The organism is Leptospira sanjuanensis (assembly GCF_022267375.1).
Taxonomy (GTDB): Bacteria; Spirochaetota; Leptospiria; order Leptospirales; family Leptospiraceae; genus Leptospira; species Leptospira sanjuanensis.
Map to the genome: position 1 here is coordinate 2,740,322 of NZ_JAIZBH010000001.1, position 13,534 is coordinate 2,753,855.

General features: G+C 46.3%; 7 protein-coding genes. 1 reads left to right on the forward strand and 6 read right to left on the reverse strand.

Annotated features, from left to right (window positions below; translation table 11 throughout):
* Positions 1–50 precede the first annotated feature (50 nt).
* The 4 genes from LFX17_RS12325 to LFX17_RS12340 are packed head-to-tail and all read right to left on the reverse strand — an operon-like array spanning position 51 to position 3,952.
* Entirely contained in the window at positions 51–638 is a 588-nt protein-coding gene (locus LFX17_RS12325) for an RNA polymerase sigma factor (RefSeq protein WP_238746919.1), read from the reverse strand.
* Between the two features lie 2 nt (positions 639–640).
* Entirely contained in the window at positions 641–1,471 is an 831-nt protein-coding gene (gene murI / locus LFX17_RS12330) for a glutamate racemase (RefSeq protein ID WP_238746921.1), read from the reverse strand.
* A gap of 33 nt (positions 1,472–1,504) precedes the next feature.
* Positions 1,505–2,809 carry a pyridoxal phosphate-dependent aminotransferase gene (locus tag LFX17_RS12335; protein ID WP_238730520.1) on the reverse strand — a complete coding sequence of 435 codons (1,305 nt, stop codon included), beginning with the start codon at positions 2,807–2,809 and terminating at the stop codon, positions 1,505–1,507.
* A gap of 36 nt (positions 2,810–2,845) precedes the next feature.
* Positions 2,846–3,952 (reverse strand): S1C family serine protease, encoded by a 1,107-nt coding sequence (locus LFX17_RS12340; protein ID WP_238746923.1) that lies wholly within the window; start codon positions 3,950–3,952, stop codon positions 2,846–2,848.
* Between LFX17_RS12340 and LFX17_RS12345 the strand changes: the two genes are divergently transcribed.
* On the forward strand, positions 3,951–5,054 hold the full coding sequence (locus LFX17_RS12345; protein WP_238746924.1) for an aminopeptidase: 1,104 nt from the start codon (positions 3,951–3,953) through the stop codon (positions 5,052–5,054). The genes LFX17_RS12340 and LFX17_RS12345 overlap by 2 nt on opposite strands.
* A gap of 63 nt (positions 5,055–5,117) precedes the next feature.
* Here LFX17_RS12345 and LFX17_RS12350 read toward each other — a convergent pair whose 3' ends face one another.
* On the reverse strand, positions 5,118–12,896 hold the full coding sequence (locus LFX17_RS12350; protein WP_238746925.1) for a biopolymer transporter TolR: 7,779 nt from the start codon (positions 12,894–12,896) through the stop codon (positions 5,118–5,120).
* 5 nt (positions 12,897–12,901) lie between these two features.
* Entirely contained in the window at positions 12,902–13,525 is a 624-nt protein-coding gene (locus LFX17_RS12355) for a DUF1318 domain-containing protein (RefSeq protein ID WP_238746926.1), read from the reverse strand.
* Positions 13,526–13,534 lie beyond the last annotated feature (9 nt).

The window sequence follows — 13,534 nt, forward strand, 5'->3', positions numbered from 1 at the left end:
TTACGGCAAAATCCGTAGGAACTACCACAAAATCCCTCACCACAATCCTTTCACGACCAATCCTTGAGTTTGTCTCGCAATTCCAAAAGTCCCGTTCGAATTCGCGACTTCACCGTTCCTAAAGGAAGTTTGTATTTTTCAGCGATTTCGCTCTGACTGAGTCCGCTCCAATACGCTTCCTGCAAAAGAACCGAAATTTCCGGAGCTAAAGAAGCGACCGCCTCGCGAACACGAGTCAGCAACGAAGAATCCATGGCCGCTTGAAAAACGGAATCCCGGGCGACACCCGGTTTTTCCGTAAATATTTCCCGAAACTCCGTGTTTTGTTTTCGATTCTTATAATCGGAAGAACGCAACTTGGAAACCGCCGCGTTACGCGCAATCGTAGTCATCCAAGTCAAGGGAGAAGATCGTTCCGGCTTGAATTGATCCGCCTTGTTCCACAAAATCGTGAATACTTCCTGGAGAATCTCTTCGGCTTCTTCGCGATTCATTAGAATTTTATAAATTACGGAATAAAGGAGCGATCCGTAGAGATCGTAAAATTTTTCGAGCGACTTGGGATCTTTTCGAACGATTCCTTCCAGGAGCGACTGTGCCTCGGAAGAATTTTTCCCGAAAAAAGAGGATGCGGACAAAGTTACGCTCTGGTTCGCGATCCCAAAAGATCGGACGCAAGCGTAGAATGGAACGGATCTTCGCTGTTTAAGAGGAGCTTGTATGTAAGAGAGGCGGATTGCAAACCGTTATGACTCGAATTCTGCATCGTTACATCCGTTTGCAAAGAATCAAAAACGGCGTCTCCGATCTTTCCGGCAACTTGCAGAGAATTCAAAAGATGCCGAACCGTCCCCTCGTTTCCGTCGTAGATTTTCACTCCCGGAAAATTCGTTTCAATGATTTGCTTTAAAAAAACGTAATGCGTGCAGCCCAACACCAGATTGTCTACATTCTTCTCTTTCAAATCCTTCAAAATCGGTTCGAGATATTTTTCGGCCTCGTCGAATTTTCCCTGATCCACGAGACCGGCCAATCCGGGACAAGAAACCGGGAGGATCAATTCTTCCGCTCTTAATTCCTTTTTGAGCTTCTGCAGTTTCTCTTCTCTTTGCGTGACGGGAGTAGCCAGAAGAGCGATTTTTTTTCCGGGATTTTGTTGGATCGCCGGTTTGATTGCTGGTTCCATTCCGAAAATCGGGATCGTAAATTCTTTTCGAAGCGTTTCAGCCGCGGCGGAAGTCGCGGTATTACACGCGAGTAGAATCGCCGCAACGTTCTCCTCTTGCAATCGAATACAAACGTTTCGTACGATCTCCAGAATCGCCGAGGCGTCCTTTTCGCCGTACGGACTATTCTTTAGATCTCCGTAATATACGACTTCAAGCGGAATTTGGTATTTTAGAATTTCCTTAAGAACGGACAAGCCGCCCATACCGGAATCCATCAGTCCGATGCGCAGCGGCTCTTTCAAACTCGAGTCCCCATTCTCCTTTTCCAACCGACGTTAGGCGGAAGCGATGTACTCCGTAATTTTATCGCGAAGAGTTTTGTAGATCCAGTCGAACTTTTCCTCGTTTTCCTCGAGAAGAGTCACTCTGAAGCCGTCCTTTAACGTGCAGAAGGCGGACAAAGGAACCACGCAGATTCCCGTGGAAGCGAGCAGATAATACACGAATCTTCGATCATTTGCGGCGGAGCCGAGAAGCGGCTGGATGAACTCGTCCGCCTTTTGATTCTCCACCTTCAACCTCATCTTCGAATTCAGAACTCCGTCGTCGAACGCCACGGTCAGATAAAACGCGCCTTTGGGCTCGACGACCTTCACCCCTTTTATTCCCGCGAAGTATTCGGTCGCGGCGTGTGCGCGTTTTTTGAACTTCTCGTTTCTTCGTTTTAAGTGCGGAATAAACTCAGGATGAGAATACACTTCCGGAATCGCCATTTGCGGCAAAGTGGTGGAACAAACCTCGAGCATCTTGGCGTCTAACAGCGATTTTACGTAACGGCTGAAGACCGGATCCTTGTCCTTGTTGAAAATTTCGAGCCAACCGCAGCGTCCGCCCGGCCAAGGAAATTCTTTGGATATGGATCGTAACGCCATTCCGGGAACCTTGTCCCCGATGACTTCCGAAAGATGAAGGGGACCATGATCCGAATAATTCACGTGCGCGTAGGTTTCGTCGCAGATCAGCATGAGATCGTATTTTTCGCAGATGGCTACGATCTTCTTCATCAAGGTTTTATCATATACTGCGCCGGTCGGATTGTCCGGGTTGATCAAAAGAATTCCCGCGATAGAATCGTTGTAACGCACCTTGTTCTCGATATCCTCGAGATCGGGCATCCAATTGTGTTCGGGTAAAAGATTATACGTTAGGTGTTCGTACCCGCTGTGCGCGGCTTCCGCGGAGGAAATCGTGGAATACGCGGGGCTCGGTCCGAGAACGCGGGCCTCTCTTCTCATAAAGCCGAAAATCTTCGCGACCGCGTCGCCGAGTCCGTTGAAGAATAAAAGATCGTCCGCGGTGATCTGCGCTCCGCCTCTTTCGTTCACTTTCTGGGCGAGGAAGGTGCGGGTAGGTTCGTAACCTTGCGTGGCCGTGTAGGCCCAAGACTTGTCTTTCAATACGAGGTTGGAAACGATCTCTTTCATCCAATCGGGAATTGTTTCTCCCTTTTGAATCGGATCACCGATGTTTTCATACGTGATCTGAAGACCGAGAGCCTCCAGTTTTTTTGCGACGGCTACGATCTGTCTGATTTCATAGATCAGAGCGTCCGCTCCGCTGTGAACGATGTTTCTTCTCATCCCGTCTTTCTTTTTCCTCTAAAAATTCTATTCTACTTATTTCTGAATCAGCTTAACCGGAAGTTCGAGCATCGCCTTCTCCCGATAGATGCGGAGTTTGATCTTGCCGCCCAATCCCACTATTCCAACCTGTTCGCGCAGATCATTAATATTTTTAATCGGAGTTCCGTTCGCCTCGAGAATAAAATCGTAACGTTTGATTCCGCCAAGTTCCGCCGAAGATTGCGGGTCCATGTCGTAGACAAGAACTCCCGTCCAAGATTCCGGAATCCCCAATGCGATCCTGTGATCGGGAAGCGGGACGGTAGCCATCACTCCGAGAATCGCAGGTCGAATGTGTCTGCCTTGATTCGACTCGATCATACGAATGATCTTCAACGCATAGTTACTTGGAATCGCAAAACCGATGCCGGAGTTCCGTCCAGTTTCGCTTCGGATCAAACGGTTGATTCCGATGACTTCTCCATAGATGTTCAAAAGCGGGCCGCCGCTGCTCCCGGGATTGATCATACTGTCGGTTTGGATATGCGTCTGACCGGTCTCGTCCAAATCTTCCCTGTATTTTGCGGAGACGACTCCGACGCTGAAGGAACGTTCTAAACCGAAGGGAGAACCGATCGCGATCGCCCAATCCCCTACTTCGATTTGATCCGAGTTGCCGAAGACGATCGGCTTTAAACCGGAACCTTCCCGGATTTTTAAAAGTGCGATGTCCGCTCGTTCGTGACTTCCCACGTATTTCGCGGAGTGAACGCTTCCGTTCGAAGTGATGACTTCTATGCTTTCCGCGCCTTCGATCACGTGATAATTCGTGACGATATAACCTTTTTCATGCACGAAGAATCCGCTTCCGAAAGACGCCAATCTCTCGTTTCTAAAATCGAAGTAGTGATACGGACTGGAAATCGATTCGCTCTTTTTCGTTCGGATCGAGACGACGGAATCCTTTACAAGATGATAAACGTTGCGGAATGAATTCTGAATTTCGATCGCGGATTTTTGTTCGCCGGGGCTGATCGGACGTTTACCGGAGAAAAGAGAAGACAACGAACAATCCTTGGGAAAAATCAGAACCGCAATCAAAATGGTAAAAAGAATTCCGTTGATTAAGACTACCTTCGGGAGCGAGCGTAAAAATTCCATGTCAGAACCTAACTTCAATTCTCTCAATACGAAGAACAACCGTAAATTCAAAAGCGCTTTGAAAATAGGAAGAATCGGATTCTTAGTCTTTCTTTGTTTCGCTCTGCAAGGTTGTGCGGGTTATCTCTGGCATTTGGGAACGGGGCAACTCGACATTCTACTCAAACGAAAGTCGATCGAATCCGTATTGCAGGACCCGAACACACAACCGGACGTAAAAGAAAAACTTAAGTCCGTCGAAAGTTTCCGCGAATACGGAATCAAAGAATTGGCTCTCGATCCGGCGGCCGGGTTCAAGTCGTATGTTCAACTCGATCGGGAAGAATTGGGCTGGCACGTGGCAGCCTGTTATCCTTTGAAATTGGAATCTTATACTTGGTGGTTTCCGATCGCGGGCACGGTTCCTTACAAGGGCTACTTCGATTTAGCAAAGGCGAAGGAAGAGGAAAAAGAACTCAAAGAAAAAGGATTCGATACGAGAATTCGAATCACGGCCGGATATTCCACGCTCGGCTGGTTCGAAGATCCGATCTTTTCCTCGCAGCTGGACGGGAAGCCGCACGAGATCGCCTCGCTCGTGTTTCACGAAATGGCGCACGCGACCGTGTATTTTCCGGGGGATTCTTCGTTTAATGAAAGTTATGCGAGTTTCGTCGAGGAAGAAGGCGCGTTCCGTTATCTGGAATCGATCGAAGGAAAGGATAGCCCGATCAAAAAGCAGATTCTCCTTCATAAGGAAGAATCCCAAAAGCTCAAAAAACTACTCGTGGAAACCGCGGACAAACTCAAGAGCTTATACGCCACAGGTGCGTCCGATTCCGAAAAACTCGAGGGGAAAAAGAAAATATTCGATGCGTTCAAGGAATCGCTTCTTCTTGCAAAAGAAGAATTCAAAACGTTTGAGGTTGAAAAACTCGCCGCAAAAAACTGGAACAACGAGGACTTCGTGGGTTATCTTCGGTATCATTCCGGCACGGATTTTTTTAAAAACGAATTCCAAAAGACCGGCGGCGACTTCGCCAAGTTTCACGAAAGAATGAGAACTCTCGTAAATCTCTCCAAAGAGGAACGTAAGAAACTGCTGGAAAGCCGCGGAGAATAAGGAAAGAACCGGTTTACGGATCGGCGAATAAGGTAAGGACGGCTCCTATCCCGTTCGCAAATTCTATTCTTCTAATATAAAACTATTCGTATAAAGTCTATAACCGTTCCAAACCCGATCGAGCGGATGCGCCTCTTTGATGGCGTCTAACGTTTCCTGAAAGCGGATGTAAAGAGGGATTCTCGTTCCGCTTCGTTTGGTAAATCGTTTTAAAAAATCCACGTGAGCCGTGTCCGTCTGATCTCCGATAAAGATCACTCCGGGGCTCAGAAAATTCTGAGCGATCCAGTAAAAAGAATCCCTGAAGTTCTGAACGTCGTAACGTTCCTCGTCGAGATAGGAAGAAGTGTAAATCCAATTCCCTTTTCTCAACGTTCCGTACGATTCGGGAAGGGAACGTCCCCCGAAACTCAGACTGACTTGGTTGACGATCTCAAGCGGCTCCTGCAGAATATAAAGACGGCTTTTCGGATCGGAACCGATTCTGCCCGAACCGACTTCGAACGCTTCCAAATCCTTGAGGGATTTTTTCCAACCTTCTTGCGGCCTAACTCCCGTTAAAAATTGAATCTGATATTCCGGAGCGAATTCTTCTTTGGTGGAAAACGCTGGATTAGCAAGAAGCGATTCGGGATCGTTGACAAGATAAAACTTATCCTCGGTTCTCGGCACCAAGGGAATTCTAAAATGATACGAGCTCAAATACAAATAAGTGAGTTTGTTCTTCGTAAGTTTTATGTTTCTCCTATATTCGTTCTCGAGTTCTTCCCTAAGTAAAACCTCGTAACCGCCGCGTCCGGCTTCCTCCAAATAACGGAACAAAGAAGCTCTGAGTTTTCGGTTGTCCTTAAACGCAAGATCTCCTTTGGACTTGCCCTTTAAAAAACGGATGTAAAAGGATTCAACCCCCAAATCCATTACGGCGAGAAATTCCTGATCCGCCGGAATTTTTTCTTTGAGTCGTTCTGCGACGGAGGAAAAAACGCCGATGTCCTTATAATCCGGATTCGCGTTCAAGATCAAAGACCTTGCCAAGGAGATAAAATCCTTTGCGACCGCAAGATCGAAGAATACTTCCGAGTTGTTCTTTTTAAAACAAAGCTTCTGAAGATAGGTGATCCAATCCAAAAGTTCGGTCCTTTCTTTCGCGCTGAAGTTTTTTCCGCGTTTGGCGCGGATCGTAGAATTTAAGAATTCGATAAACTCGCTCGGAGATTTCGAGGATGCTTTTTCATAGAGAACCAGCCATTCCGTTTTTTCATCTCCTTCGGAGAGCGCCGGATTTTTTCCCTGAAGAAACTCGAGCTTATTCAAAAGAATATTCTTATCTTTGAATATGATTTTATAATCGTTCCCCGTTTTGAATTTGGAACCGATCCGATCCGCCCAATCCTTCGACTTGGAGAATTCTCCCCTGGAAAGCAACGCCTGCGCGTAACCCAAAACCATCCGTAGCGCCCGGGATTTGCCGCCCGAGTTCCATTCGTAGTCGACGAGAGATTCGGCGAGAAGATCGGTTTCCTCGTTTTCCTGAAACGGAACGCAATACAAGATCAAATGATACAAAAGGCTTCTTTCCTCCGGATCCAAAGATTCGAAAAGCTTCGGAGAATTTCCGTGAACTTCGGAATACAGAGAATACGGAGAAAACCAAGCGCCCGTGATTTCGCTTTTCCAATTACGGAACAATCGTTCCCTAAATCTTCCCGTATCTTCCTCGTCCTCTTTTTTCTTTATGACCTCGAGAGCCTCTTTCCAATTTCCGGATAGAATCAGATACAATTCTTCCTTGCGGTAGATCTGATTTTTGGAAAAGGACACGCCTTGCAGAAAGTATTTCTGCGCATATAACCCCTGGAGAATCTCCTCCACGTTTTTGGTTTCTTCCGCGTCGTTTGCGTTTTCGAGAGCGATTTTTCCCGCGAACTCCCCGATTTCCGGCTCGTAAAGCGTTCTTGCAAATTTTAGAATATTCTTATAATATAAATAAGGATCGTAAAACGGAGATATGAAACTTTCCTCGACTTTCAAAGAAGCGGGAAAAACGGGAATTCCGTTTCGAAACGAAAACAAGGATTGGAGCAGATTCTTTTTTGCCGCATCGGTCACGTCATCGGGATCGTAAGAATCGCAATCGGAAAGAGTTTGATCCAAATAACACGTAAGAAGCGCCGAAAACAAAACGGAATCCTTGACCGAAGTTTCTTTCGCGTTTTTCAAAAGTTCTCCGTAAACTTCCTTCATCTTTGTTCCGGGAGAAAGCTTCCATTTCAATCGAAGTAAATCCAATTCTCCGGAAAGAACGGGATCGGCTCCGTTTTGATAGGAACGAACCGTGTAAGCGTGCGTATAAGCGTCCCGAACGTTTTCCTTTCGTTCGCTTTGTCTCGCGGTCGACTGGGAAACTCCGCTTCGTTTCGGAGATTCTTTTTTGCGCAGAACGGTCGATCCCAAGTGAACGCTTCCGGCAACTTCTCCGTTTAAAATATTTTCCGGCGCGACGGTTTTACAAACGGCCTTCGTAAAACAAATCGAAACGTTCCGAATCCCCGATGCGTTTAACACTTCGTAGACCTCGGATATTTTTCCGAGATCGGGTTTTTGATTTTCGTAGAACAAAGCTGAAGAAATCTCGTTTCGATTGTGGAACAAATCCCGGATCGAAAAATGAAAGGAAGAATTCGTTTCTCCGAAAGAATTATCTCCCGGAACATCGGGAAACGAACCTACGATCAAGTCCGTGTCTAGAAGTCTCGAAAGGACGGAGTTCGAAGAAAGTTTGAGAATCTTAAGCGTAGAATCCGTGTTAGGCGATCCGTCCGCGATCGCGGCGCTGCGAAGAACTCTTCTGTCCTTTTCCTGCAACGGTTTTAGATGAGAAGGTCGAAAAATCAAGGAGGACCGTTTCGGAAGAAGATCTTGAACCGTTTCCAAATCGATCGAATCTCCGAGTTGGACGAACCAAACTTTCTGAGTCGAAAAGGGAATTTTTCCCGAAGTCGAAATTCGCTTTAAAACTTCCGCAACTCCGTCCTTCGACTCGATCCATTCCTCCTGCGACGAGGTCGCTCGGTGAATCCGTATCTTATCCTTTCCGGTTTCGATTCGCAAATACCCTTCCCCGATTTCCAGTAAATCGGATACGGACGGTTCTTCGGAAAAAATTCCGAGATATCCGTCCAGGTTCGGATTTTTCCGCATCATCGAAACGAGTTCCGCTTCCAAATTCCTAGTCGTAGTTTGATATTCTTTCAACAGCGCTTCCGAACGTTCTCGTTTTTCCAATGCGTTTTGGATCGCGGCATAAACCGTTTTTTGCTTTTTAAGAAGATTCTGCAGTTTGGCGACTTCGACGGTAAAAGTTGGATCATCGGATTCGTGCGGAATTCTTACAAACTGACGATATAGATTCAGTTTGTGCAGGCGGTCCAAATTCTTAAATCCGTCAGCCGGCCTTCCTGACTCGAAGTTGATTTCGGATTGTATTTTAAATAGTTTGTGTATTACGAAATACTTAAGTTCGCTTATCAAATGCGGGTTCGACATCAAAAGCCCGGCGGCTCGTTCGATCTTCTCCCTCGCTTTGGAGAAATTCCTTTCCTTTTTATGAATCTCCGCCTGGGTTACAAGAGTCTCGATCCATTCCTGAACGTAATAGAATTCGTTTGCGGATTCGGCTGCGAGATCCAAAGTGGCGAGCGCCTTTTCGGTATCACCCAATCGAACATACAAAGAGGAGCGGCTGATCGAATACAAAAGCCGTTCCTTTCTGGAATACGGATCGCCCGCCAGACCCACGACTTCCTTCGGAACCATCGAAGGGTTTTCCAGAAGGCCCGCGGCGCGGCCGAACAATTCAAAACCGGTTATAACGTCTCCCATTCGAAACGCCTGTTCTCCTTGATAGTAATAAACCAAGGCCAACGTCGGATCGTGATCCGGATAAGAATTATAAAATCGTAATATACATTTTTTGGTTTCGGAGTGAATCTCGTCTTCCCTGTTCTTCGTATCTCCCAGACAGTCCCGAATGAATTTTCCTTTGGAAAAAAGAAGGCGTTCCGCGGCCAGTCCGAGAGTTTCATTTTCCAACTTCGGATCCTCTTTCGCGTTTTCCAGATGCGCGAAATAGGAATAGAGTCCCCTTTTAAAGGAGATTCTCGCCTTGGAAGCGAAACCGTTTTCGGTTTCGAACGTCTCGGCTTCCGCGTATTTTTCGATCGAACTTTTAAATTCTTCCCGTTTAAAGTGAAGATAACCCAAATCGTTCAGCGAATTCGATCGGATCAGAGAACCTGCAAGAGTGGAATCCAAACCCTTCGATTTGATATACGACATTCTCTTGTTGATCTCTTCGATCGCCCGTTCGGCTTCCATCGATTGTATGAGGTTGTTCACCCGAATTCCGCTCGTCATCAAAGGTTGAAACTTGGGAGAAATCGCTTCCGGAAATCTTCCCTCGCCCGAAATTCGCACTCCGTCGGGAAGCGCGACTTCCCAAATCACGTCCCAAAAATAATCCCAGAACGTGAGTTTGACTCCTTTCGGAATCCAATCGGTTCCGCCTCGTTTCGATACGATCCGGTCCGCTTCCTCCAGATGAGAGAATGATACTTTATATTTTCCTAATTTTTGATAACAAAGCGCGAGACCGTTGTGAAGATTGACAGGATCGATCCATCCGTCGTCCCCGTTTAAGGACAATGCGTCCTTGTAATAAAGTACCGCATTGGAAAATTCTCCCGATTCCATATAAGAAAGACCGGTTAACGTGAACAATAGGGCCAGCTTGAGTTTGTATTGCTGCAACTTTTCCGCGCTGTCCTTTCCTACGAGAGTCTTTTTGGATTCGTTCTCGAAATACAACGCGGACGCCGCCTTGAGTTTTGCGATAGCGGACTTGTAGTCTGCCACGTAAATCGAAGACCGTGCGGAGTTAAAAAGGAACATCGCCTTTTGGCGGTAGTTCTCGAATTGCGTTTTGGAGATGATAAAGTCGGAAAGCGAATCGACCTTGGAATACTGCTCGTTGGCTCTCGGATAATTCTTCAAAAGAAAATAATTGTTTCCGAGGTTCAACCTCAGATCGGAAAGCGCTTTTTTGTTTTCGAAATTCTCCCCTAAGAGTTCGAGAACCTGACTGTAAAGTTCGATGTTCTCTTCGAAATTCTTTTCCGGAAAATATTTTTTATAAACGCCCGAATACTTCTCTTCGTCGTTCGGCTGATCCTCTCCCGATTTTCTGTTTTTGAGAATATCGATGTATTGATACATCCAACCCAAAAGCTGGTAGGCTTCGTAGTATCGAGGATCGGCGAAGATGATCCATCTGAGTTCATATTCGGCTTGTTTAAAGTCCCGGAGGATCTCCTCTTTTCTCGCGGCCGTCATCGAGTTAGCCGTATTATAATACGTTTCCCGAATCACGCTCCGATTGACGAGATAATACGAATAACCGTATAACGTAGCCAAATCCAGAACCGGTCTCGCACGGGGAACGGCAATCTTGTAGTATTGATTGATGTAGGCAAGCCCCTCTTCCGCAAGAGGGTCAATGCTGCGGATATCGATTACGTCGAGTTGATTCAAAAGGGCCTTTCGTTTTTCTTCGCTTAACGATCCGGAGAGTTTGAATACGGAATCGACCATCATCCTTTGATAATATACCGCGTATTCCTTATATAAGGTTTCGAGAAACAGATTTCTGCTTTTGACGAGAAACATGTTTTCCGTGTTATAGAAATAATGGAAGGCGGCGTCCTGTAAATTTCCGCGACGATCATGATCCCGCGCCTTGTTCTCAAAGTAGATAAAGGAACGTTCGATTTCCTTTTCGTCCAAATCGACTCCGAGAAGAGGATCGTATTTTTCCAAATAGATGCGGAGTTCGTCGAACGACTTCTGAACTTCTCCGAGCCCTTTGAAGTTGTTCGATTTTAACAGATGTCCCTTTAAAAAAAGCGGATCGGTTTCGGGAACGGCGCTCAAAAAAGTATTCAACAAAGAATTACTTTCTTCGAACGAACCCTTTCCGTTCAACCCCAGGGATTTAACGTATAAGAAATATTGAAAGAGCCGCTGCGATTTTTTATCCAAAGAATTGGAAGCGATAGAAACTTCCGCGGCGTTCGTGCGTTCGGCAAAATTCTTTCCTTGAACGACTTCTCGATCGATCTGTTCGTACAAAAGCCGAAGATCCTCTTTCCCCGCCTGCGGATCGTTGGCCACCCGAAAAAACGTTTCGGGGATTTTGTAGCCGTGCGAGGGAGCATCCTTGTATTGAAGATCCCCCGATTTTCGATAGATGTCCCGAATTCGATAATACGAAGGATAGTGATTTAGAATTTCATCATATACTTTCAGGGAATGATTCACGTCCCCCGCCTTTCTCGCAAAATCACCTTCTTCCTCCAAAAGAGAGGCGAGCAGATCCTTTCCTACGGAAGGAACGGTCCGCATTTGATCGTAGTATTTTCTAAGCTCTTGGATCGCGAGCGCAGGAGACGCCTTTCGTTCTCCCGCAAGAAACAAACCGTATCCGAGGCCGGATACCGGATTCAAACGGGAAGCGATGATTTCTTTTCTGACGGAATCGGCGACATTCGTATGTCTGGTTTCTTTCGCTTCTTCGTATTTCAACAAGAGCGCTTTGGCGCGGATCAAAGGATAAATCGGATCTTCGGAAAAATAAAATTCGATCGCGTCGATCGCCAAAAGAAAATCCTCGAAACTCTGTTTATCCCTGTATTTCAAAGCGAGTTCGTATTGGGAAATGATGTCCTTTTCTTTGGAAACGGAACCGGAAGCGGGAATAAAATAGATATTAAGAGTATTATAATATGCGGCCGTAAATAGGATCGAACCTCCGTTAAACGAAGAGAACTTCGAATCGAACAAAGAATCGTTTCCCGATGTCAACTGACGCACAGAGCCCGTTTGTAAATCCTTACGAACGATCAAACTATTATCCCTTTCGTCGAGTCGTCCGTTTCCGTTCGAATCGTTTCGGATCGAAGTATAGTACAAATACCGCCTATCCGAGGAAAGAGAAGGAGAAAAATTCAGATATCCGTCCTTGGTCAAACGCGTCTTTGCACCGGAAACGAGATCCAAAAGATACACGTCCCCCGTCGGACTTTCGTGATACGAAAGATATACGATCGACTTTCCGTCCGCGGACCACTGAGGAGAATCTCCCCCTTCCTGTGTCAGAAGTTTCATCGGCTTTTCGCCTTCCGTGTCGAGAACGACAAGATTCTGAACCCCCGGAGTCATACGATCGGAGGAGAAGACTACGTGTCGATTGTCCGGAGAAAAACTCGGATTTGTGTCCGTATAAGAATCCTTTTTACCCGGTTCTTCAAAATCAGGATTCGTTAATATTATAAAATCCGAATTTAAGAATCGTTTCCCCTGGAGAATCTTTTCGGCCCAAAGATTCGGATCCATTTCGAGCAAAACCAAATCCCCGGACGAATCGTATTGTTCGGAAACGAAGACCAGTTTTTTTCCGTTCGGGCTGATCGCCGGTTTAAATTCGGGCGCGGGGTGTTCGGTTATCGGAACCGTGATCGAACTCTTTAAATCCCGAAACCAAATGTCGTAGTTTCCCTTTTGCCCGGTCGTATAGAACAAATATCTTCCGTCGGCGGTCGTCGAGTTGTATAAGTTATTTCCTCTTTGCACCGTAAGAGGAAAGGGCTTTTCGTTTTCGGGCGTGAAGTAGTTTACGGCGATGGAGGAATAATTGAACTCCAAGGGTTTGATCTTAGCGGAAGCGCGAAAGATCGAACATTGATAGAGAAATAAAAAGCTGCAGAAGAACGAAAGAGTCAATCGCATGGGAACTATTCCTTCCGCGCCCATTTGCCGGGAGTTTTTTCGTAGAATTCTCCCTTTTCCACAAGACGATACCAGGTTTGTTCGAGATGTGTTTTGAGTTGCTCGGGGCTTTCTTTTGACCCGGCGCTTTTCCGTTCTCCGCCCGCGCGAGAAGATACGACCTTGTTTCTGTGATCGTTTGCAAGCGCGATCAAGGAATCGATTCTTGATCTCACTTCCTTTTTGGAAAGTTCGTTCTTGATACCCGCTTCGGAAGAAGCCGGATTGATTCTCAGCTTACCGTCCAGACCTTCCGCTAAAAAACCCTCTTCTTTCCAAGTTTTGATCTCGGGCGCAAGATAGGCTAGAGCCCTTAAGGACATTAGAATATTCTTATCTCCTCCCGCGTAATTGTCTCCGGAAAAATCCTTTTTCCAAATTTCGGAACCCGCCGAAGAGGTCTTAATCGAGGAGATGAGCCATCCGTCCTTTTCCAGAATCCGATCCTCTCCGATCATCTGTTTTTCGGAGGAAGTCTGCGTCTGCGTGAAGGTGATCAACGGGGATTTGATGATACAACCCGAAAAAAAAGCGGCCGAAACAAAGGATAAGAATATTAGATTTTTTTGATTGAGAATCGAGGGTTTCATCCTGGTCTC

What these genes read in the sequence shown, in the direction of transcription:
- LFX17_RS12350 (WP_238746925.1), bottom strand. Translation starts at nt 12,896, where the DNA reads ATGCGATTGACTCTTTCGTTCTTCTGCAGCTTTTTATTTCTCTATCAA.
- LFX17_RS12345 (WP_238746924.1), top strand. Translation starts at nt 3,951, where the DNA reads ATGTCAGAACCTAACTTCAATTCTCTCAATACGAAGAACAACCGTAAA.
- LFX17_RS12335 (WP_238730520.1), bottom strand. Translation starts at nt 2,809, where the DNA reads ATGAGAAGAAACATCGTTCACAGCGGAGCGGACGCTCTGATCTATGAA.
- LFX17_RS12340 (WP_238746923.1), bottom strand. Translation starts at nt 3,952, where the DNA reads ATGGAATTTTTACGCTCGCTCCCGAAGGTAGTCTTAATCAACGGAATT.
- LFX17_RS12355 (WP_238746926.1), bottom strand. Translation starts at nt 13,525, where the DNA reads ATGAAACCCTCGATTCTCAATCAAAAAAATCTAATATTCTTATCCTTT.